The sequence below is a fragment of the Hoeflea sp. genome (assembly GCF_984452065.1).
On sequence record NZ_CFHWAF010000026.1, the window covers coordinates 18,774 to 40,181 of the forward strand.

25 protein-coding genes are annotated in these 21,408 nt (G+C 61.9%); 13 read left to right on the plus strand and 12 right to left on the minus strand.

Going from position 1 to position 21,408, the window contains the following annotated elements; all coding sequences use genetic code 11:
- Positions 1-146: 146 nt before the first annotated feature.
- Positions 147-545, plus strand: a complete 399-nt coding sequence (locus AC5E6N_RS07250; protein ID WP_491688766.1) for a DUF1036 domain-containing protein — start codon at positions 147-149, stop codon at positions 543-545.
- Positions 545-1,984, plus strand: coding sequence for a pyruvate kinase (gene pyk / locus AC5E6N_RS07255; protein ID WP_491747191.1), 1,440 nt, complete (start codon positions 545-547; stop codon positions 1,982-1,984). The genes AC5E6N_RS07250 and pyk overlap by 1 nt, the downstream gene beginning before the upstream one ends.
- Here the strand turns inward: pyk and AC5E6N_RS07260 are convergent.
- The 6 genes from AC5E6N_RS07260 to AC5E6N_RS07285 form a co-directional block, all read right to left on the minus strand.
- Complete coding sequence (locus tag AC5E6N_RS07260; RefSeq protein WP_491747192.1) at positions 1,951-3,033, minus strand: alpha/beta fold hydrolase; 1,083 nt, start codon at positions 3,031-3,033, stop codon at positions 1,951-1,953. The two genes, pyk and AC5E6N_RS07260, sit on opposite strands and share 34 nt — an antisense overlap.
- A 21-nt stretch (positions 3,034-3,054) precedes the next feature.
- Entirely contained in the window at positions 3,055-3,675 is a 621-nt protein-coding gene (locus tag AC5E6N_RS07265; protein ID WP_491747193.1) for a tetratricopeptide repeat protein, read from the minus strand.
- A 72-nt stretch (positions 3,676-3,747) separates the two neighbouring features.
- Positions 3,748-3,873: a type B 50S ribosomal protein L36 gene (ykgO, locus tag AC5E6N_RS07270; protein ID WP_267988545.1), complete on the minus strand. Its 126-nt coding sequence runs from the start codon at positions 3,871-3,873 to the stop codon at positions 3,748-3,750.
- Between the two features lie 121 nt (positions 3,874-3,994).
- A complete protein-coding gene (locus AC5E6N_RS07275) occupies positions 3,995-5,077 on the minus strand; it encodes a 5-(carboxyamino)imidazole ribonucleotide synthase (protein WP_491747194.1) in 1,083 nt (360 codons plus the stop codon).
- A 2-nt stretch (positions 5,078-5,079) separates the two neighbouring features.
- The gene (gene purE / locus AC5E6N_RS07280; RefSeq protein WP_491747195.1) at positions 5,080-5,574 is read right to left on the minus strand and encodes a 5-(carboxyamino)imidazole ribonucleotide mutase; all 495 of its coding nucleotides are present in this window, start codon (positions 5,572-5,574) and stop codon (positions 5,080-5,082) included.
- 15 nt (positions 5,575-5,589) lie between these two features.
- Positions 5,590-5,793, minus strand: a complete 204-nt coding sequence (locus AC5E6N_RS07285; protein ID WP_491747196.1) for a YdcH family protein — start codon at positions 5,791-5,793, stop codon at positions 5,590-5,592.
- 222 nt (positions 5,794-6,015) lie between these two features.
- Between AC5E6N_RS07285 and AC5E6N_RS07290 the strand changes: the two genes are divergently transcribed.
- A complete protein-coding gene (locus AC5E6N_RS07290; RefSeq protein ID WP_491688742.1) occupies positions 6,016-6,213 on the plus strand; it encodes a YdcH family protein in 198 nt (65 codons plus the stop codon).
- A gap of 78 nt (positions 6,214-6,291) precedes the next feature.
- On the opposite strand, the gene AC5E6N_RS07295 is transcribed toward AC5E6N_RS07290, so the two are convergent.
- Both AC5E6N_RS07295 and AC5E6N_RS07300 read right to left on the minus strand, forming a co-directional pair.
- Complete coding sequence (locus tag AC5E6N_RS07295) at positions 6,292-7,938, minus strand: acyl-CoA synthetase (RefSeq protein ID WP_491747197.1); 1,647 nt, start codon at positions 7,936-7,938, stop codon at positions 6,292-6,294.
- A gap of 26 nt (positions 7,939-7,964) precedes the next feature.
- Positions 7,965-8,738 carry a sulfite exporter TauE/SafE family protein gene (locus tag AC5E6N_RS07300; protein WP_491747198.1) on the minus strand — a complete coding sequence of 258 codons (774 nt, stop codon included), beginning with the start codon at positions 8,736-8,738 and terminating at the stop codon, positions 7,965-7,967.
- Positions 8,739-8,845: 107 nt separating this feature from the next.
- Here AC5E6N_RS07300 and AC5E6N_RS07305 point away from each other — a divergent pair, with 107 nt between their 5' ends.
- The 7 genes from AC5E6N_RS07305 (at position 8,846) to AC5E6N_RS07335 (ending at position 16,311) form a co-directional block, all read left to right on the plus strand.
- A complete protein-coding gene (locus AC5E6N_RS07305; protein ID WP_491747199.1) occupies positions 8,846-9,499 on the plus strand; it encodes a thiamine phosphate synthase in 654 nt (217 codons plus the stop codon).
- An 8-nt stretch (positions 9,500-9,507) separates the two neighbouring features.
- Positions 9,508-10,434 (plus strand): tetratricopeptide repeat protein, encoded by a 927-nt coding sequence (locus AC5E6N_RS07310; protein ID WP_491747200.1) that lies wholly within the window; start codon positions 9,508-9,510, stop codon positions 10,432-10,434.
- A gap of 148 nt (positions 10,435-10,582) precedes the next feature.
- The gene (efp, locus tag AC5E6N_RS07315) at positions 10,583-11,146 is read left to right on the plus strand and encodes an elongation factor P (protein WP_491688747.1); all 564 of its coding nucleotides are present in this window, start codon (positions 10,583-10,585) and stop codon (positions 11,144-11,146) included.
- A gap of 37 nt (positions 11,147-11,183) precedes the next feature.
- Positions 11,184-11,978 (plus strand): inositol monophosphatase family protein, encoded by a 795-nt coding sequence (locus AC5E6N_RS07320; protein ID WP_491747201.1) that lies wholly within the window; start codon positions 11,184-11,186, stop codon positions 11,976-11,978.
- A 223-nt stretch (positions 11,979-12,201) separates the two neighbouring features.
- Positions 12,202-13,263 (plus strand): flagellar motor protein MotA, encoded by a 1,062-nt coding sequence (locus AC5E6N_RS07325; RefSeq protein WP_491747202.1) that lies wholly within the window; start codon positions 12,202-12,204, stop codon positions 13,261-13,263.
- A gap of 303 nt (positions 13,264-13,566) precedes the next feature.
- Entirely contained in the window at positions 13,567-14,598 is a 1,032-nt protein-coding gene (locus AC5E6N_RS07330) for a peptidoglycan -binding protein (RefSeq protein ID WP_491747203.1), read from the plus strand.
- Between the two features lie 63 nt (positions 14,599-14,661).
- On the plus strand, positions 14,662-16,311 hold the full coding sequence (locus AC5E6N_RS07335) for an FAD-binding dehydrogenase (RefSeq protein ID WP_491747204.1): 1,650 nt from the start codon (positions 14,662-14,664) through the stop codon (positions 16,309-16,311).
- 83 nt (positions 16,312-16,394) lie between these two features.
- On the opposite strand, the gene AC5E6N_RS07340 is transcribed toward AC5E6N_RS07335, so the two are convergent.
- The gene (locus AC5E6N_RS07340; RefSeq protein WP_491747205.1) at positions 16,395-18,164 is read right to left on the minus strand and encodes an ABC transporter transmembrane domain-containing protein; all 1,770 of its coding nucleotides are present in this window, start codon (positions 18,162-18,164) and stop codon (positions 16,395-16,397) included.
- Between the two features lie 219 nt (positions 18,165-18,383).
- On the opposite strand from AC5E6N_RS07340, the gene rpmE reads away from it, so the two are divergent.
- Positions 18,384-18,605, plus strand: coding sequence for a 50S ribosomal protein L31 (rpmE, locus tag AC5E6N_RS07345; protein ID WP_491688754.1), 222 nt, complete (start codon positions 18,384-18,386; stop codon positions 18,603-18,605).
- A 73-nt stretch (positions 18,606-18,678) separates the two neighbouring features.
- Here rpmE and rcdA read toward each other — a convergent pair whose 3' ends face one another.
- Positions 18,679-19,197, minus strand: a complete 519-nt coding sequence (gene rcdA / locus AC5E6N_RS07350) for a protease adaptor protein RcdA (protein WP_491747206.1) — start codon at positions 19,195-19,197, stop codon at positions 18,679-18,681.
- Between the two features lie 394 nt (positions 19,198-19,591).
- A complete protein-coding gene (locus AC5E6N_RS07355) occupies positions 19,592-19,780 on the minus strand; it encodes a DUF1192 domain-containing protein (RefSeq protein WP_491747207.1) in 189 nt (62 codons plus the stop codon).
- Positions 19,781-19,873: 93 nt separating this feature from the next.
- Here AC5E6N_RS07355 and AC5E6N_RS07360 point away from each other — a divergent pair, with 93 nt between their 5' ends.
- Entirely contained in the window at positions 19,874-20,854 is a 981-nt protein-coding gene (locus AC5E6N_RS07360; protein WP_491747208.1) for an NAD(P)H-quinone oxidoreductase, read from the plus strand.
- 9 nt (positions 20,855-20,863) lie between these two features.
- The gene (locus AC5E6N_RS07365; protein WP_491688758.1) at positions 20,864-21,019 is read left to right on the plus strand and encodes a hypothetical protein; all 156 of its coding nucleotides are present in this window, start codon (positions 20,864-20,866) and stop codon (positions 21,017-21,019) included.
- Here the strand turns inward: AC5E6N_RS07365 and AC5E6N_RS07370 are convergent.
- Positions 21,016-21,408 (minus strand): tetratricopeptide repeat protein (locus AC5E6N_RS07370; protein WP_491747209.1); only part of this gene is annotated, 393 nt, incomplete at its 5' end. The genes AC5E6N_RS07365 and AC5E6N_RS07370 overlap by 4 nt on opposite strands.

Here is a 21,408-nt window from a genome sequence, read left to right on the forward strand (position 1 = left end):
GTTCTCATGTCCGCCGGTCTTTTTTTGACATATTGAACGACAATGGGGCACATAAGATAATAGCTTATCTCCAACAGGGTTTTGGGCGAGAATTGACTGGAAAATATAAAACCGGCTGGTACGGCGCGCTTGGCGCCCTGGCATTCATGGGCAGCCTCTGGGCGACGCCGCAGGCACATGCTGACTTCCGCGTCTGCAACGGAACACAGAACCTGGTGGGTGTCGCCATCGGGTATCGCGGCGATGACGGATGGATCTCCGAGGGCTGGTGGCAGATATCGGCGACGTCCTGTGCGACGCTGATCGAGGGGCCGCTGGCATCGCGCTTTTACTATCTCTATGCCGAAGATGCGGCGCGCGGCGGCCGGTGGGGCGGAAATGTCGACATGTGTGTCGCGGAAGACGAGTTCAAGATCGTCGATGTAAAAAACTGCTTCACACGCGGTTTTCTGCGCATGGGCTTCAAGGAATATGATACCGGACAGCAGTCCAGCTGGATGGTCCAGCTTTCCGATTCAACGGAAGCAGAGGAAGGTCAGAATTAATGAAGCGTCTGCGCAAAGTAAAAATCCTCGCAACGCTGGGTCCGGCCTCATCGGAAGAAGCAATGATCCAGAAGCTGCACGAAGCCGGCGCAGACCTCTTCCGCATCAATATGAGCCACGCAAGCCACGATCTCATGCAAACGCTGATCGAACGCATACGAAAGGTCGAAGAGCGTTGCGGGCGCCCGATCGGCATTCTGGCGGACCTTCAGGGCCCCAAACTCAGGGTCGGCAAGTTTGCCAGCGGCGCGGTGGAGCTTTTGCCGGACCAGATCTTCACGCTTGACAAGGACGAGAAGCCCGGCGACGCCAAGCGTGTCCAGCTTCCGCATCCGGAGATATTCGAGGCCGTCGAGGCAGGGCACCGGCTGTTGATCGACGACGGACGATTGCAGCTGAGGGCTGAAAAGTCCGACGGCGAAAAAATCGTCTGCACCGTGGTTTCGGGAACCAAGATTTCCGACCGCAAGGGCGTCAGCCTGCCGGATACGACCCTCGGTGTCGGCGCCCTGACCGACAAGGACCGCAGCGATCTCGATGCCGTGCTTGCAACGGACGATGTGGACTGGGTGGCGCTGTCCTTCATACAGCGGCCGGAGGATCTCGCCGAGGTGCGCAAGGTTGCGCGCTCGCGGGTCGGCCTCATGGCGAAGATCGAAAAACCCCAGGCCATCGAGCGGATCGACGAAATCATCGAACTGTCCGACGCGCTCATGGTCGCGCGCGGCGATCTCGGTGTGGAAATGCCGATCGAATCGGTGCCGGGGCTGCAAAAGCAGTTGACGCGCGCCTGCCGGAAAGCCGGCAAGCCGGTGGTGGTCGCCACGCAGATGCTGGAATCGATGATCTCCGCGCCGGTGCCGACAAGGGCCGAGGTCTCGGATGTCGCGACGGCGGTCTTCGAGGGCGCGGATGCGGTGATGCTGTCGGCGGAATCGGCGGCCGGCGATTATCCGGTGGAAGCGGTTTCCACGATGGCGTCGATCGCCCGCAAGGTTGAGCGCGATCCGAATTATACCGGCATTGTCCATGCGCAGCGTTCGGAGCCCGAGGCGACGGGCGCCGATGCGATATCGCTCGCGGCGCGGCAGATCGCCGAGACGCTGAAACTGTCCGCCATCGTGTGTTACACATCGTCCGGAACGACCGGAATGCGCGCCTCGCGCGAGCGTCCGCAGGTGCCGATCATCGCGCTTTCCCCGGTGATCCAGACCGCGCGCCGCCTGTCCGTTGTCTGGGGGCTTCATTGTGTGGTCACGGAGGATGCGCGCGATCTCGACGACATGGTCGACCGGGCCTGCCGGATCACGTTCCGCGAGGAGTTCGGCAAGCCCGGCGACAGGGTCATCATCTCGGCCGGGGTTCCGCTCGGAACGCCGGGCGCGACGAACATGCTGCGCATCGTCTATATCGGCTCGGACGGCATGACCGGGATCTGATTGATCGCCGAGGAGCGTTGGGGAATTGACGGCGGGGGATTGCTCGCCTCCCCGCCGGCGGCGATGTCGCGCTCGACCTTGCGGGCGATCGCGGCGAGGTTGACGTCCTTTCCGCCGAGTTTTTCGATGGCCGCGATACACAGGTCCGTTGCCGCGTAATCGGGCTTGTGGCCGACGCCCTTGAGCACGTGAAGTTCCGCGCCGTCGACCGCCCGGGCGAGCGCGCGCGAGTGGATTTCCGTCGAGACGACATAGTCTTCGTCGCCGGCGACGATTATGGTCGGCCGGTCGATCTCCCGGTAGCGCGGGGTTGTCCTGACGATATGATCGTAGAGGTTCGTCACGTCATGGGCGTTGTGGTTGAATGTCGTTGGACGCAGCACCAGCGCGGTTCCCGAGCGGGCAAGGTAGTCGGGCGGGTAATCGTTGGGGCTGAAAACGCAGCGCGCCGCTCGATCGATACGCAGGAGACCGGCGGGCATGGCAAGGAGCCATGTGGCCAGCTTGCCGACAAACGGGGCCGTCGCGAGATGATAATGCCAGTCTATGCCGCCGGGCCACGGATGCGAAACCGTTGCGAGGAACAGCAGACCGTTCACCCTTTCGGGTGTTTCCAGGGCCATGTTCGCGGCAATGACACCGCCGAAGGAGTGGCCGACGATCAGTGCGTCGGAGATGTTCTTGCGGCGCATCAGTTCGGCGACCGCACGCGCCTGCGCGTCGGGAAAAGCGTTTTGCGGGTCGCCGCGATCCGACCATCCGTGACCGGGGCGGTCTACAAACAGCAGTTCGGCGCGGCCTTCAAGCCGTTTGCGGAACGCTTCAGCCTGATCCCTGAGGTTGCCGCTGGCGCCGTGGAGAAAGACGATGGCCGGAAGGTCGGCGTTTTCAGGCGCGGGGACATGCAGAGCATGCAACCGGTATCCGCCGACATCGACGAATTCGCCGATGGGGGGATAGAGCCGCTCGATCCGTCTGCTCTGTATCCAGGAAAAGAGGATCAGCCCCGTGAAAATTGCTGCAATCGGAAACAGGATTAATACGTTCAATGCCGTGACAAACCCGTTGGATCAGATCTCGTCGCCGTCCAGTTCCTCGGACAGCTCACCGACACGTTTTTGAGCCTCGCGCATTGCCGGATAAACTTCAAGGACCTTGAGATAGGTGCCGAGGGCCGCTTCATCGGAGCCCGCAGCGGACAAGATGGACGCCATGCCCATCAGCGCGCCGAAATGCCTGGGCTCCAGTTGAAGCACCACATGGATGTCGGCCATCGACTTGGCGTGATTGTCCATCATGTAGTGCAGGGTGGCGCGGCGGTTCCATCCCTCGGCGAATTGCGGGGAGAGGACCGTCACCTGATCGAGCAGGTCGAGGGCGGTGTAATAACGCCTGTCGCGTATGGCGTCATTGGCCCATTGCATGAGCTGATTGGCCGTCGCGCTTTCGGATTTGCGCCACTCCGCCCAGATCCTGTCGGCAATTCGCCGCGCCGATGCGGGTTCCGGTTCGCGTTTCAGTTCGACGAAATAGTCGTCGATCCTCTCGGACCGTGTCTTGATGACGGGGGCAACGGCTTCGCCGGTGGCGGGCTGATCGCTTTCGGCCTTTGCGGGTGCTGTGCCGGTAAAGACGGCGGAAGCGACCAAAACGGCCGCGAGCGGGCTATGGACAAATGCAAATCGGCGCATTCCATAAACATATGACGCATGCGCCGATGGTCAAACGCAAATTTTGGTGAGCAGCAAACCGCTATACGGCGATCAGCCCTGCCGCGCCTTGAAGCGGGGGTTCTGCTTGTTGATGATGTAGACACGACCTTTGCGGCGCACCAGACGGTTTTCGCGGTGGCGGGTCTTCAGCGCTTTGAGAGAGTTTTTGATCTTCATCGTTCCGTACCCGTGATCAGCGCCCGCAGCCGGCAGCCAATGGGCAGATACACAATCAAAAGCGCGCCTTCCGGCGCGCTCAATTCGTTGCGCATGCGTTTACGCGCAACGTCTCCTGATGTCAACCGCCGCCGGCCTGTTTTGCCGGGCCCGTGAGCCGTGTGACATGGCCCATCTTGCGGCCTGGACGGGCCTCGAGCTTGCCGTAAATGTTGACGAGTGTATCGGGCCGGCGCAGATAGGTGTCCAGCTTGTCGATGTCCTCGCCGATCAGGTTGTCCATCTCGCAGTCGCTGTGCCTGTCGCAGGCAGCCAGCGGCAGGTTGCAAATGGCGCGGATATGCTGCTCGAACTGGGACGCGGTGCATGCGGCCTCGGTCCAGTGACCGGAATTGTGAACGCGCGGAGCGAATTCGTTGGCGAGCACATCGCCATTATCGAGCACGAAGAACTCCACGCCGATGACACCCACATAGTCAAGCCGGGCGAGTATGGTCTCGGTGGCGTTCCTCGCGGCGTCCGCCGTCGCCTGCGCGATACCCGAGGGTACGACCGAGCGCCGCAGGATTCCCTCCTCGTGAAAATTGCGGCTCGGATCGAAGCTGACGACCGTGCCGTCGGTCGCCCGTGCGGCGATCACCGATATCTCGGCTGTGAAGGGAACGAGGCTTTCCATAATCAGCGGCACGCCGCCGAGCTCGGCATGGGCGTCCGCCGCGTCCGCGCCCGGGGCGTTGTAAAACCGCTGTCCCTTGCCGTCATAGCCGAGGCGGCGTGTCTTCAGTACAGCCTTGCCTTGAAAATCGGCCAGCGCTTCGTCGACCTCCCGCTGGCTGTCGACCGCGACGAAGTCCGCCGTGGCGACGCCGCTCTCTTTCAGGAAGCGTTTTTCCAGAAAACGGTCCTGGGAAATCTCAAGCGCCGTCGGAGGCGGGTAGACCGGTTTGCTGGATGCAAGGCGATGCGCCGCTTCGACGGGCACGTTCTCGAATTCATAGGTAATGACGTCGCAGAGCACCGCGAGCGTATCCAGTGCATCCGTGTCGTCGTAGTCGGCGGTAATCTGACTGCCTGCCACCTGCGAGGCCGGGCATTTTTCCTGAGGCTCGAGGATGATTGTGGAAAAGCCGAGCCGGGCGGCGGCCATGGCAAGCATGCGCCCGAGCTGGCCGCCGCCGACAATGCCGATCGTATGTCCGCTCATCGTCAGCTCTCGTCTTCAGGCTGCCGGGCGACGGCATCGGACCGCGCCTGACGCCATCGGTCAAGGCGTGTCGCGAGGTCCTCGTCCGACAGGGCCAGGACCGCTGCCGCCAGCAGCGCCGCATTGGTTGCGCCGGCCTCGCCGATGGCCAGGGTGCCGACCGGAACGCCCGCCGGCATCTGAACGATGGACAGGAGGCTGTCCTGCCCGGAAAGCGCCCTGGAACGGATGGGGACGCCGAATACCGGCAAGGGTGTCATGGATGCCGTCATGCCCGGAAGATGGGCCGCGCCGCCGGCGCCGGCGATAATCGTGCGAAACCCCTTGTCACGGGCGGTTTTGGCGAATTCGACCATGCGGTCCGGCGTGCGGTGGGCCGAGACGATCAAGGCCTCGTAGCCGATTCCAAGCTCGTCCAGGGTCTGTGCCGCATGTTTCATCGTCGGCCAATCCGACTGGCTGCCCATTATGATTGCGACTGGCGCGGTCGTGCTCATGGTCTGGCCTCGTCTTCAAGCGATGATGTCAGGTATGATCTGGTCTTCGACCTTGGCGATCTTGTCCTTGATCGCAAGCTTTTTCTTCTTCATGCGCTGCACCTGAAGCGCATCACAACCAACGGTGACCATTGCCTTGATCGCGGCGTCGAAATCCTCGTGTTCCTGGCGCAAACGTGCGACCTTCAAGCGCAGTTCAGCCTGTTCCTGGTCCGACATGCCATCTCCCCGTCGTCAGCATGAATGCAAGCCCTTCCAATTCCGGCGGTTGAAGAGCATGCGGCATGCTCTAGCACTTTGTTGGATACCGCAAAACAGCATTCGTCATAAAGTTATCCACGATCTTGAAATTTATCTTCGACAACATCCATATTTTAATGGCACAATCTGAAGTCGCTGCCCTCGTCGGCGGCATGACAGGCAAAGAAAAGGAGTTGTTCTATGGCAATCCAAGCTCGTCTTGAAACGCTTGAAAAGAAACACGGCGTTCTGGAAGAGGAACTCCACCTGGCTCTCAATCATCCCTCGTATGATGATACCACGATAAGCGACATCAAGCGACGCAAGCTGCGAATCAAGGATGAGATCGAGCGATTGCGAGGAGAAATGTCGCAAACGGATCGTATGGAGCTGAACTAGTTTTGCATCGGAGCTGCCGCTGCGGGTCTTCCGCATTCGGGCAGTTCCGCCATCTTCTCCGGTGCCGGAGCGTCAGTCTCACGGAGCGTTTTTCGCCTGTTCGCGAAGGACGAATTTCTGGATTTTTCCCGTCGATGTCTTGGGCAGGTCCTGAAAAATCACATATCTTGGACATTTGAAGTGCGCGATCAGTCCGCGGCAATGCGCGATGATTTCATCGGCGGTCGCCTCGTGTCCCGGCTTGAGCTCGATGAACGCGCAAGGGGTTTCGCCCCATTTGTCGTCGGGACGCGCGACAACGGCGGCGGCCTGGACCGCCGGGTGCTTGTAGAGCGCATCCTCGACCTCGATGGACGAGATGTTCTCGCCGCCCGAAATGATGATGTCCTTTGACCGGTCCTTGAGCTGAATATAGCCGTCGGCATGCATGACGCCGAGGTCGCCGGAATGGAACCAGCCGCCGGCAAAGGCCTCCACGCTGGCGTCGGGGTTCTTCAGATAGCCCTTCATGACGATATTGCCGCGAAACATGACCTCGCCGATGGTTTCGCCGTCCGCCGGAACCGGCTCCATGGTTTCGGGGTCGCGCACCGAGAGATCCTCAAGGGCCGTGTAACGCACACCCTGACGGGCTTTCATGGCGACGCGCCGTTGCTCGTCGAACTCGTCCCATTCACGGTGCCACTCATTGACCACCGCCGGCCCGTAGGTTTCGGTCAGGCCATAGAGGTGAACGACTTCGAAACTGGCCTCCGCCATCTGCGCCAGAACGGATTCCGGCGGCGGCGCCGCGGCGGTGTTGAAGGAGACGGTCTGGCTGAACGTGCGTTTTTCCTCCTGCGGTGCGTTGAGCAATGTCGCCATGACGATCGGCGCGCCGCACAGATGGGTTATGCCGTGTTCGGCGATGGCGTCGTACATGGCGCCGGCCCGGACCCAGCGCAGGCACACATGGGTGCCGGCGACGACGCCGAGGGTCCAGGGAAAACACCAACCGTTGCAATGGAACATCGGCAGGGTCCACAGATATACCGGATGCCGGCCCATGCCCGAGGCGACAACATTGGCGTAACCCATCAGCGCAGCGCCGCGGTGATGGTAGACGACCCCCTTCGGATTGCCGGTCGTGCCGGACGTGTAGTTCAGCGAGATCGAATCCCACTCGTCGTCGGGGAGCCGCCACTCGTAATCGGGATCGCCCTTCGAGAGGAATGCCTCATAGTCTTCCGCGCCGATGCGCGCGCCCTTTTCGAAGGGCGTGTTTTCTCCGAATTCGGGATCGTCGTAGTCGATGACAAACGGCGAGACGGAAGCGATCTCCAGAGCCTGTTTGACGACAGCGGAGAACTCGCGGTCCACAATCAGTATCCTCGCTTCCGCATGATCGAGCTGGAAGGCGATGATGGCCGCGTCGAGGCGGGTGTTCATCGAATGCAGCACCGCACCGGTCATCGGCACGCCGTGATGGGCTTCGAGCATGGCCGGCGTGTTGGACAGCATGACCGAAACGGTATCGCCCTTGCCGATGCCGCGCGTTGCCAGGGCTGACGCCAGGCGCCGCGAGCGGGCATAAAGGGTCCGGTAGTTCATGCGCAGCGAACCGTGAATCACCGCGATGTGGTCGGGATAGACGCTCGCGGCGCGCGCCAGATGGGTGAGCGGCGTCAAGGGCTGGTAATTGGCGGGATTGCGGTCGAGACCGGTCTCATACGGATTGACTGTCATGCTTCCTCCCGAAGGTCTGATCCTATTCAGTCCCATAGCGCATTCAAGCCGTCCGCAACAAGTTTGACCGACGTCGCCAGGATAATCAGATACATGAGGGGGTAGAAAACCTCCGGACGCATGCGTTTGACGACCCAGGCGCCGGCAAATGTCGCCAGCGGCGCGAGTGGCATGAGGACAAAGGATGTCGTCAGATTGCCGGTGTCGAACTGGCCGAGGGCGAAATACGGGATCAGCTTGACCGCGTTGACGATCGCGAAGTAGCGGGTGCTGGTCCCGACATAGATTTTCGGATCGAGGCGCAGCGGCAGGGTGTAGATCTGAAACGGCGGGCCGCCGGCATGGGTGACGAAGCTGGTGAAACCGGAAATCGTGCTCCAGAACGTCGCTTTTGCCGGTTGCTGTCGCGCCGGCGGCGTGTGGTTTCCGCCGCGCGCCCGGTAGCGTTCATAAATATAGCGGCAGACAAAGGCCATGGCGATGAGCCCGACGAGGAGCCGTATCAGGCCGACCGTGACAAGCGAGGCCGTCAACCAGCCGATGGCGATCCCGATCATCGCTCCGGGCAGCATGATCTTGAGCGTGGTCCGGTCATTGTGATGGCGCCATATCCAGAGGCTGACAATGTCCATGACGATGAGGATCGGCAGCATGATGGCGGCTGCCTGGACCGGCGGCATGACCAGCGCCATGATGGGCACGCCCATGAGTGCAAACGCGCCGCCGAGACCACCCTTGGACAGGCCGACAAGGATAACGGCCGGAACGGCCGCCGCGTAAAAGATGAAATCTGTGGGCATGGGTGCTGTTGATCCGAACTCCCGCGTGGTCTATCGGGAAGCGAATGAAAAGGCGAGGGTTTCGTGCGGATTTGCGCCGCCCGGCCTCTTCGGTTCAGTGAGTGTCCATGTCAGACGTTGAAAACAGGTGCAGGCTGGTGCTGATCGCACCGCCGGTGAACGATCCGGACGCCGCGCGCGGGCTTGTTGCCGATGCGTTGCGGGGCGGGGATGTCGCCTCCGTCATCCTGCCCCAGTACGCCCTTGACGAGCGCGCGTTCCAGGACGTCGCCGAGGCGGTTGTCCCGGTCGTGCAGAAAGCCGGCGCGGCGGCTCTGATCGCCGGCGATACGAGGATAGCGGCGCGTTGCAAGGCGGACGGGCTGCATATCGATGGCGGCCGCGACCGCGTCGCGGATGCGATCGATCGCTTTGCTCCTGATACGATTGTCGGGGCGGGCAGGGCAAAGGATCGCCACAGCGCGCTGGAGATCGGCGAGTTGCGGCCCGACTACGTGTTTTTCGGCAAACTCGACGGCGACATCAAGGCCGAACCGCATCCCGGGAATGTCGCACTCGGGCAATGGTGGGCCTCGATGGTGGAGATACCGTGTGTCGTCATGGGCGGGCGGGACGCGTCCCGCGTGCTGGATATCGCAGAAAGCGGTGCGGAATTCCTGGCGCTGCGGGATGCGGTTTTTGCCGATGCCGGCGCCGCGGCGATGAAGGTCACGGAAGTCAATGCGATGCTCGACGAAAAAGCGCCACGGTTTGAAGATTAGGTGCCGCAATGACGAGACTTGCGATCATCATTGCCGCGCTGGCCATCCTTTTTGCACCGATCGGAACGGCTTATGCGGTTGAAGGCCCGGAAGCCACGGCTGCGCCGGAAGGCGATGCGGCCTATGGTGCGTTCCAGCGCGGTCTTTATCTCACGGCTTACCAGTTGGCGCTGCCGAGAGCCAAACTCGGGGATCCGGCCGCCCAGACCCTTGTTGCCGAAATCTACTCACGCGGCCTCGGCGTTCCGCTGAACATGAAGGAAGCGGCCTTCTGGTACGAAAACGCCGCCGAGGGAGGCGACACGGCGGCGCAGCTGAAATATGCGCTGTTGCTGCTCGAAGGCAGGCATGTGACAGGTGATCGCGACAGGGCGCTGGAACTGATGAAGCAGGCGGCGGATGCGGGCAATTCGTCGGCGCAGTTCAATTACGGACAGATGCTCATCGCCGACCAGCCGGGCAAGGAGGGCATTGACAAGGCGTTGCCCTATATGACCCGCGCGGCGGAAAGCGGGATTGCCGACGCGCAGTTCGCGCTGGCACAGATTTATGCCTATGGCACAGGAATTGAGGCCGATCCCGAGACGGCGCGCATGTGGATGATCCGGGCGGCGCGCTCCGGCTTCGACACAGCGCAGCTCGATCTTGCCGTCTGGCTGATCGACGGCATCGGCGGCGATGTCGACTACGAAGCCGGTTTCGGCTGGATGCGCCGGGCGGCCAATCTCGGCAATGTCATGGCGCAAAACCGGTTGTCGCATCTTTATATCAACGCGATCGGAACACGGCCCGATCCGATCGAAGCGGCAAAGTGGTATATCCTCTCCCGCCGCGCCGGCCTCGACGATCGCGGTCTTGAGGACTTCTTTCAGGGCCTGACGGCGGACGAACAGAAAGCCGGCATCGAGGCAGCCAACAATTTCCGCTCGCGTTAGCCACGATTCACGTGGAACGGCGGCGGTTGCCGGGCTGTCCGGGCGACGTGTGCCCGGCCCGCATCCGATGTTAGGCAGAGCGGGCTTGCATGTGCCGCACAATTGTGTTCTTGAGGCGCCGGGTTGACAGAAGACCGGAAACGCTCCCATGAAGATAAACGGAAACGAGATTCGCCCCGGAAACGTCATTGAGCACAATGGCGGGTTGTGGGTGGCCGTCAAGACAAATGCCGTCAAACCTGGAAAGGGCGGCGCGTTCAATCAGGTCGAGCTGAAGAACCTGATCGACGGGACGAAGCTGAACGAACGGTTCAGGGCGTCCGAGACGGTCGAGAAAGTGCGATTGGAACAGAAAGAGTTCCAGTATCTCTTCGAGCAGGGCGACATGCTCGTCTTCATGGACAACGAGACGTATGAACAGCTCGAACTGCCGCAGGAATTTGTCGGCGACCGATCGAAATTCCTTCAGGACGGCATGATGGTGACCGTCGAACTCTATGAGGAAAAGCCGATCGGTATCTCGCTTCCCGATCAGGTCAGCCTGACCATCACCGAAGCCGATCCGGTGGTTAAGGGCCAGACGGCGGCTTCCTCCTACAAGCCGGCGGTGATGGAAAATGGCGTGCGCGTCATGGTGCCGCCGTTCATCGAAGCCGGCGAGCGTATTCTGGTCGACACGAACGAGATTACCTATATCCGCCGGGCGGACTGAAACCGTCCGCCCTTCCTGCATCTCTCAAGGCATCACAATGGCCCGCTCAGCGCTACTCAACGTCATGGTTCAGGCCGCCCTGAAGGCGGGCCGGTCCCTTTCCCGCGATTTCGGCGAGGTGCAGAACCTGCAGGTATCCCTGAAGGGCCCGAGCGATTATGTCAGCCAGGCCGACCACAAGGCCGAGGAGATCATCCTCGGCGAACTTAGAAGGGCGCGGCCGACCTACGGGGTGCTGGCGGAAGAAAGCGGTGCGGACAAGGGAACGGACGGCCAGCACCGCTGGCTCGTCGATCCGCTGGACGGGACCACCAATTTCCTGCACGGCATTCCGCTGTTTGCGGTTTCGATCGCGCTTGAAAGGGCCGGGGAGATCGTCGCGGGCGTTGTCTACAACCCGGCGATGGACGAACTCTACACGGCCGAGAGGGGCGGCGGCGCATTCCTGAATGACAGGCGGATGCGGGTTGCCGGCCGCAGGCAGCTTGCGGATTGTGTCGTCGGCACGGGCGTTCCGCATCTCGGCCGCGGCCAGCACGGACAATATCTCATCGAACTCAGCCACATGATGGGCGAGGTCGCCGGTATCAGGCGTCTCGGTTCGGCGGCGCTGGATCTTGCCTATGTGGCCGCCGGGCGCATGGACGGCTATTGGGAAGACGGCCTTTCGCTCTGGGATCTTGCCGCGGGCATCATTCTCGTGCGTGAGGCCGGAGGCTTTGTCTCGGATCGCGACGGCGGCGGGAAAATCTTCGAGAAGAAGAGTATCGTTGCCGGCAATGAGCGTGTTCATAAAGAGTTACTGCCCATCCTGAAGCGGCCGGCAAAATAGGGTCGCATTTTCGTTCTAGGTGCTAATCTTGCCTTCGGCCTTTCCTTTCTTCGTTGTTTTTGTTTAGTTTCATCAGGATCGATTTGGGGGCATGAAAAGAGCAGTGCGGAGCAAGCGGGACGGCTGATTGGCGGCCGATGGTGATTTGCCCGTGTAAGAGGGAAGCGGGCCGTGCGGGCACCAAGAGGGCGACGCGGCACCGAAAAGGTAGGGTACACAGCTTATGGCAAAGCTAAGACTGTCGGGCTGGGGCTTGTCGGAACGGGATTTGGGGGTCGAGCCGCACCGCTTGTCGAGCCCGCTGGTGTTCTTCTGGAGCCAGGTCATCTTCCTTATCATGACCGGCTTCCTGGCCGCCATTCTCTATCGCCAGATATCAAGCGCGTTCTTTGCAAATCCGGGCCTTAACGGCCTGATTTTGTTTGTACTGGCCATCGGTGTCCTGCTGGCGGTGAATCAGGTCCTCAGGTTGCGCCCCGAGGTCAGCTGGGTCAATTCCTTCCGCCAGGGCAACGACCGGATGCGCGGCTCGCGCAGCCCGACGCTGCTGGCGCCGATGCGGGTCCTGCTCGGGCGCAAGCAGTCCATGTCGCTTTCGACGACGTCGTTGCGCTCCATTCTCGATTCCATCGCCACCCGGCTCGACGAGTCGCGCGATACCTCGCGCTACATGATCGGACTGCTTGTTTTCCTCGGTCTGCTGGGAACCTTCTGGGGGCTGCTTCAGACAATCGCGTCGATCAACGATGTCATCCAATCGCTCGACCCGGGATCCGGCAATACGAACGACGTCCTGCAGGAATTGAAGGACGGGCTTGAAGCGCCGCTCGCCGGTATGGGGACGGCGTTTTCATCATCCCTTTTCGGACTGGCCGGATCGCTTGTTCTCGGATTTCTGGACCTGCAGGCGGGCCGGGCGCAGAACCGCTTTTACACCGAGCTTGAGAACTGGCTCTCGACGGTTACGGATCCCGATTTCGATATCGCCGCCCCGGAACTCGCGACCGGCGCCGAATCCTCCGAGGATATCCGCCGCCTCTCGGAAACCGTTCAGACCATGGCGCAGGCCGGCGGCGGCATCAACCAGCGCTCGACCGCGGCCATGGCCAATCTCGCCGAGGGTATCCAGGGCCTTGTGAAGAACATGCGCAACGAGCAGCAGATGCTGCGCGACTGGATCGAGGCACAGCAGTCCGAAGCCAAGGCGATGCGGCAGACCCTCGACACGCTCGGCGAGGAAATCGGCAAGATGGACGGCAACGCCAAGAAGTCCAAGGGTAGCTAGAGCAAGTCTGGGTTGGATTGGAACATTTGATGGTGGAAAATCGGTTCATTCGGCAAGGCGCGTCGCGCAGCGCGATGCAGCGCATCGGGCAAGAGGCGCAACGCTGCCGATGGGCCGATTTTCCCCACCCTTGAAAGGAAGAGGATATTGGAGAATACCGCTGAATGGGCCGGGCGATTTTGCCCTCTGACCGCGTTGGCTCGCGCTTGTGGTGGGGGTACACCACGGTGCGCAACCCGCCTAGTCAGAGACCAAAATCGCCGCGGTCAAATGTTCCAATCCAACCCAGGCTTGCTCTAGAGCATGGCGCTGGCTCGAAACCGACGCGGCGACCGCGGGGTCGATTACTGGCCCGGATTTGTCGATGCGCTGTCGACACTGCTGCTGGCCATCATGTTTCTGCTGTCGGTCTTCGTGATCGCGCAGTTTCTCCTGAGCCGGGAAATCAGCGGCCGCGACGAAGTGCTGAACCGTCTTAACTCGCAGATCAACGAACTCACCCAACTCCTGGCGCTCGAACAGTCCGGCCGCCAGGACCTTGAAGACGCGCTGGCGAATATGCGGGCAACGCTGGATGATGCCGAGAGCGAGCGCTCACGCCTTCAGGAACTTCTGGCGCGCGGAGCAGGCGCATCGAGCGCGGCGGAAGCGCAGATCGGTGTGCTCAGCCAGTCGCTTGACGAGGAGCGCCAGATCAGCGCGCGCGCGCTGTCACAGGTGGAACTGCTCAATCAGCAGATTGCCGCGCTGCGCCGTCAGATCGCCGCGCTTGAGGATGCGCTCGACGCATCTGAAAGCAAGGACCGCGAATCGCAGGCAAAAATCGCCGATCTCGGCCGCCGCCTCAATGTTGCGCTTGCGCAGCGGGTTCAGGAACTGAACCGCTATCGCTCGGATTTTTTCGGACGGTTGCGTGAAATCCTCTCCGACCGGGAAAACATCCGCATCGTGGGTGACCGGTTCGTTTTCCAGTCCGAGGTTCTGTTTCCCTCGGGCAGCGATCAGCTCAATGTGGAGGGCCAGCAGGAGATGGCCAAGCTGGCGAGCGCCCTTCAGGACCTTGCCCGCGAAATTCCCGAGGACATCAACTGGGTGCTGAGGGTTGACGGCCATACGGACAACGTGCCGCTCTCGGGAACCGGCCGGTTTGCCGACAACTGGGAACTGTCTTCGGCGCGCGCCACCTCCGTGGTGAAATACCTCATCGGCCGGGGTGTCCCGGCAAACCGTCTTGTCGCCGCCGGATTTGGCGAGTTCCAGCCCATCGAGGAAGGCAATTCGACCGAGGCCCGCGCCACGAACCGCCGCATCGAGCTCAAGCTGACCGAGCGCTGAGGGCGCTTTCGGGGCTGTCGGCGGTTCCGTCTCGTCGCCGGACATGCGGACATTGGAGGAAAGATGGATTGTGACGTCATCGTTGTGGGCGCCGGGCTTGCCGGGCTTGTTGCCGCGGCGGAGCTCGCGGATGCCGGCAAATCGGTCATCGTCGTCGATCAGGAAAACGAGAACAATATCGGCGGGCAGGCCTTCTGGTCTTTCGGAGGCCTGTTCTTTGTCGATTCGCCCGAGCAGCGGCGGCTGCGCATTCGCGACAGCCACGCGCTGGCCTGGCAGGACTGGCGGGGATCGGCCGGTTTCGACCGGGACGAGGACCACTGGCCGCGCCGGTGGGCCGAGGCCTATGTCGACTTCGCCGCCGGGGAGAAACGCTCCTGGCTGCATCAGCAGGGCGTTCGCTGGTTCCCGGTTGTCGGCTGGGCGGAGCGCGGCGGCGGGCTGTCCGACGGTCACGGCAATTCGGTTCCGCGCTTCCACATCACCTGGGGCACGGGGCCCGGGCTTCTGGCTCCGTTCGAACGGCGGGTCCGCGAGGGAGTGGCGCGCGGTAGGGTAAGGCTGTGTTTCCGCCACCAGGTCGACGACATCACCGTGACGGACGGCCGTGTGACCGGCGTCAGCGGCAGCCTTCTGGAAGAGACGGACGCGGCACGCGCCGTTCAGTCCTCACGCGCGGTGGCCGGACGCTTTTCCCTCGCCGCCGGCGCGGTGATCGTGACCTCGGGCGGTATCGGCGGTAATCACGATCTGGTGCGCAGGAACTGGCCGCGCGACCGGCTCGGCGAGCCGCCGTCAAACATGGTGGCGGGCGTGCCGCATCATGTCGACGGCAGGATGCTGCAGATCAGCGAGGGGGCGGGCGCCGCCGTCATCAATTCGGACCGTATGTGGCATTACACGGAAGGCGTGAAGAACTGGGACCCGATCTGGCCGAAACATGGCATTCGCATCCTCCCGGGGCCGTCGTCCTTCTGGTGCGACGCGCGGGGAAACCGCATGCCTGTCCCCTGCCTGCCCGGGTTCGACACACTGTCCACGCTCGGCCACATCATGCGGACCGGCCACGACTACAGCTGGTTCGTGCTGACCCAGTCAATCATTGAAAAGGAGTTCGCGCTTTCCGGTTCGGAGCAGAATCCCGATCTCACCGGAAAGAGCATCGCAAAGGTGCTGCAGCGCGTCAGAAAGGGCGCGCCCGCGCCGGTCGAGGCGTTCAAGCAGAAGGGCGAGGACTTTGTCGTGCGTGATACGCTTGACGCGCTGGTGGATGGAATGAATGCCCTGACCGGCGAAGACCTGATCGATCTCGATCACCTGCGCGTGCAGATCGAGGGGCGCGACCGGGAGATCGAAAACGCCTATTCCAAGGACCTTCAGATCGTCGCCATGCGTGGCGCGCGCAATTTTATCGGCGACAGGCTGATCCGTACGGCCAAGCCGCATCGCATCCTCGATCCGAAGCACGGGCCGTTGATCGCCGTGCGGCTGAACATCCTCACCCGCAAGACGCTGGGCGGTATCCATACCGATCTTTCCGCCCGGGTGCTCGACCGGGCCGGCAATGTGATCGACGGCCTCTATGCGGCCGGCGAGGCGTCCGGATTCGGCGGCGGCGGAATGCATGGCTACAATGCGCTTGAGGGAACGTTTCTCGGCGGCTGCATTTTTTCCGGCCGCACGGCGGGGCGGGCGGCCTCCGGTGCCGTCTGACCGGCTCGCCGGGACATAAGGCCATGGAGGCCGCAGGCGATGGGTGAAGACCGTAATCCAGGCTTGCTCTAAAGATCCGGGATTTATTGCGCGGCCTCGGTTTCCGACGCGTCGTCGTGCTGAAACTGCAGCCGGGCGAGGCGGGCATACATGCCGCCTTTCTTGACGAGGCTCGCATGATTGCCTTCCTCGACGATCCGGCCTTGATCCATCACCAGGATCCGGTCGGCTTTCTTGACGGTCGCAAGCCGGTGCGCCACCACGAGGGTCGTGCGGCCCTTCATCAGGACGTTGAGGGCCTTCTGCACCAGCGTTTCGCTTTCCGCGTCGAGCGCCGACGTCGCTTCGTCCAGCAGCAGGACCGGAGCGTCCTTCAGGAGCGCGCGGGCTATGGCGATGCGCTGGCGCTGACCGCCCGACAGCGTGATCCCGCGCTCGCCGACCAGCGTGTCGTAACCCTTCTCCATGCGGGTGATGAAAGGGTCCGCCAAAGCGGCCTTTGCCGCGTCCCGGATCTCCGCCTCCGTCGCGTCGGGACGTCCAAACGCGATATTGTCCCTGATGGAGCTTGCGAAGATCGCCACATCCTGCGGCACGCTGGCAAGGCGGTGGCGGATGGCGGCGGGATCGGCCTTTTTGACGTCGACATCGTCCAGAAGGATCGTGCCGCCGGCAGGGTCGTAAAAGCGGCTGATCAGCCAGAAAAGCGTGCTCTTGCCTGCCCCGGACGGGCCGACGATCGCGACCGCTTCGCCCGGTGCGACGGAAAATGACAGCCCCTTGAGGATCGGTTCGTCGGGACGGGCCGGATAGGAGAACACGACGTCACGAAAGGCAACGGAGCCGAGCGGCGGCTCCGGCAGGGCCATGGGGTTCGCCGGCGCGGTGATTGCCGGTGTCTCGTCAACAAGCTCGGCCAGACGCCCGGCGGCTCCGGCGGCCTGGGAGAACTCGCCCCATACCTCCGACAGCGTTCCAAGGCTCGAGGCGGCCAGGATCGAATAAAGCAGGAACTGGCCCAGCGTTCCGGCGGACATCTCGCCGACAAGCACCTTGTGGGCGCCGAACCACAAAATGCCGACCACGCTGCCGAAAACCATCATGATGGCGAAGCCGGTGAGGAATGCCCTGGCACGCACGGCCGCGCGCGCCGCCATGAACGCGCTCTCCACCGCGTCGGCATATCGCCGGTTGGCCGTCGGCTCGCCGTTGAAGGCCTGCAGCGTGCGTGAGGCTCCGATGGCCTCGCTCGCATAGGCCGTCGCGTCGGCAAGCGTATCCTGCGCCTCGCGCGCGCGCCAGCGAACCGAGCGGCCGAATCCGACGAGCGGGAAGACGATGACCGGGATGGCGATCAGCACGAGGCCGGACAGTTCCGGGCTGGTCACGATCATCATGACCACCGCGCCGAGACAAAGGATCGTGTTGCGCAGGCCCATGGAGGCGGTGGCGCCGACCGCGGACTTGATTTGCGTTGTGTCGGCGCTCAGGCGGGAGACGATCTCGCCCGACTTGTTGGCATCGAAGAAGGATGGCGACAGTTCCGTCACATGGGCAAAGACGTCGCGTCTCAGATCGGACACCACCCGCTCGCCGATCGTGATGACGAAGTAGTAACGCATGGCGCTGGCAAGCGCGAGAACCGATGCGATCACCAGGAGCATGGTGAAATAGTTGTTGATGAAACCGGGGTCGGCATCGAAGAAGCCGTAGTCGATCATGCGCCGCACGGCGAGCGGAAGGGCAAGGGTGGCGGCGGCGGCCAGAAACAGTGCCGCGATGGCGCCGCTGAGCAGTCCGCGATACCGCAGGATATAGGGAAACAGTCGTGTGAGCGGTCTGAGGGACCGCATTCGGCCGGCGCCGTTAGGGTTGCTTTCCGCCACTGATTTGTTCCGTCTTGCCCGTCGGCAAAAAGCCGCTATGCCTCTTGTCAGTTTTCAGCCCTTCATGTATAGGCTCGCCATCGAATTGGAAAGCCGTGACCTTGCGGGTGTGCGGCTTTGTTTGTGACATGGGCCGGTTTGCCGCAGCGGTCTGCGCCCGGGCCGGAGTTTTAGCAGGACATAGCAATGAAGGCTGACATCCATCCCGACTATCACATGATCAAAGTGGTCATGACAGATGGCACAGAATACGAGACGCGCTCGACCTGGGGCTCGGAAGGCGACACGATGACGCTGGAGATCGATCCCAAGGCCCATCCGGCATGGACCGGCGGCCACCAGCATCTGCTTGATCGCGGCGGCCGCGTCTCGAAGTTCAAGAAGCGGTTCGAAGGCCTCGGGCTTTAGGCTTCGCGCCGGACACATCGAAAAACCCCGCCGTTTCGAGCGGGGCTTTTTTGCCGGAAAAACCGGAACTCTTCTAGTTGCTTCCGAAGGCCGTCTTCAGCAGCGAGAGTTGCGCCTGAACGGAATTCTCGTTATCCGGTATTGTCGGCGTGTTGCTATGGCGATGGTAGATTTCCCTGTCGAGCAGGGCGACCCGCGCCTGCAGGCGCAGCGAGCGTTCGACGAGATCGCGAAACGCCTCCGGCAGATCGCCCCAGCCGGGTGCGGTCCGGTCGCAGGCGAAACCGTCGAGGCGGACCTTGGCCTTCTCGGCGATCACCTGCTCACGGGTCATCTCGCCATTGTTGACGGCGCGCTGCAACAGCAGCCAGGACGCCATCTGCATCAGGCGGGTGGTCAGACGCATGGATTCGGCGGCATAAAGCACCGATGCCATGCGCGGCAGCGCCTTGGCGGCCACGCGGCCCGTTCCGTCCAGATAGGCGGCCGTTTCCTCAACCAGTCCCATTCCCTCCGAATAGAGCGATTGGAAAGATGCGGACGATGTGATGCGTTCCGCAAACTGGATTGTGTTCTTGTTGGTGTCAGCCATGCCCTGATGCCTCGTTCGGTGCGAATAATAAAGTTACTCAAACAGCTATCAAGTCGCAGCTCCGCCGTACCCGTACCGCGACTTGCACGCTCACACTGAGGCTTGCAGGCCTTCGACGCAAGGCAATTCTTAAGGAAGGGTTAACGGCTTTCAGGCTCTGATAACCAAAATGCAACAGCCCTGTTAACGGGGCTGCGGACAAAAAAAGAGCCGCATTGCGGCTCTCAGAAGTTTAACAGGGAGGCATCAAACAGAATGACATGCCGTCACTCAGTCCGAATCCAGAAGAACTGGATGGCGACGATAATGACTCGTAAAGCTTAACGCAGGGTTAACAGTCTTAAGAAAATGCGAATTTTCAAGGCCTGTTTACCATCATGCGGGCCGGGCCGGGCTAGCGGAACAACGATTCCGCCGCGTTCTTGCTTTTCTCCTTCGAGGACTTTTCGGTTTCCAGCCGCTCGATCTCCCGCTGCAGCAAGGCGATGCGCTCCTGCAACTCGTCCACGGATATCAGCGACAGATCGCAGCCGATTTCATGGGCAAGCGGCTTCTTTTCCGGTTCGTCCTCAAATATAGACATCGTTTCCTCCATGGGCATTGCCGATTTTGAATGATATGGGAATTGCAAGAGGGAATCCAACCAGGCAGGACGGGCAGGAGACACCGGACAATCATGAAAGCCATCGAAATCCGCGAACCCGGAGGGCCGGAAGTTCTTGTCGCCGGGGAGCGGCCTAAGCCCGAGCCTGCTGCCGGCGAACTGCTGATCGCCGTCAAGGCCGCCGGCGTCAACCGGCCGGACTGCCTGCAGCGCATGGGCGCTTATCCGCCGCCGCCCGGAGCGCCCGATATTCCGGGTCTGGAAGTGGCGGGGCTCGTCGAGGCCGTGGGTGAGGGTGCCGGCGCCTTTGCGGTCGGCGATCCGGTTTGCGCGCTGGTGCCGGGCGGCGGTTACGCCGAATACTGCACCGTGCACGAGACCAATGCGCTGCCCGTTCCGGCCGGGTACAGCTTCAGCGAAGCGGCCGCCATACCGGAAACCTTCTTTACCGTCTGGCACAATGTCTTTCAGCGCGGCGGGTTGAAATCGGGTGAGGTCCTGCTGGTTCACGGCGGCTCTTCGGGCATCGGCACGACGGCGATACAACTTGCCAGGCATTTCGGCGCCAGGGTGATCGTGACGGCGGGTTCGCAGGACAAATGCAAGGCCTGTCTGGATCTCGGCGCGGACCTTGCCGTCAATTACCGGGAGGACGATTTCGTTGCGGCTGTCAAAGAGGAAACGGGCGGCGAGGGCGCGGATCTCATCCTCGATATGGTTGGCGGGGACTACATTTCCCGCAACTACGAGGCTGCCGCCGTGGAGGGACGGATCGTCCAGATCGCGTTCCTGCGCGGCGCCCGCGTCGAGGCGGATTTCTCCAAGCTGATGATGAAACGCCTGGTGCATACCGGTTCGACGCTTCGCGCCCGGTCGGTCGTCTTCAAGTCCGACATCGCGTCGGAGTTGCGGCGCAGGGTCTGGCCGCTGCTTGCCAAACGCACCGTCGCTCCCGTCATGGATACGATGTTTCCGCTCGAGCGCGCATCCGACGCCCATGCCCGTATGGAAGAGGGCGATCACATCGGCAAGATCGTGCTCGATGCGGGATAGCCGGGCGCCATGACAAAAGTAATCGCACTTGTTCTGCTTCTGGCGATGATCGCCCATCTGATAAGGCCGCTCGGTCTTCCCGGTCTCAAGCGGCGCGGCGATGTCTGGAAGATCGCGGTCTTTGCCTTTCTGGCAATGATGGCAGTCGTCGTGTTGCAGATTTAGAGCTGCGGCCGCTCCTTCGAAACGTCTACAGCTAATCCACGACATTCAAGCTCGGCCCGCGAGGCGTCGTTTCCAGCATGCGCGCCCTTACGCCACCAATCTGCTGCCACAACGGGGTTCTTGTCTACACCTTCACCGAGGGCATAGCAGTGGCCTAACGCGTGCATTGCGCCGGCGTTTCCAGCATCCGCGGCTTTCCGATACCATTGTGCTGCCACAACGAGGCCCTTGTCTACACCTTGACCGAACTCATAGCATTTGCCCAACGCGTACATTGCGTCGGCGTTTTCAGCATGCGCGGCCTTACGCCACCAATCTGCTGCCACAACGGGGTCCTTGTCTACACCTTGACCGAACTCATAGCATTTGCCCAACGCGTACATTGCGTC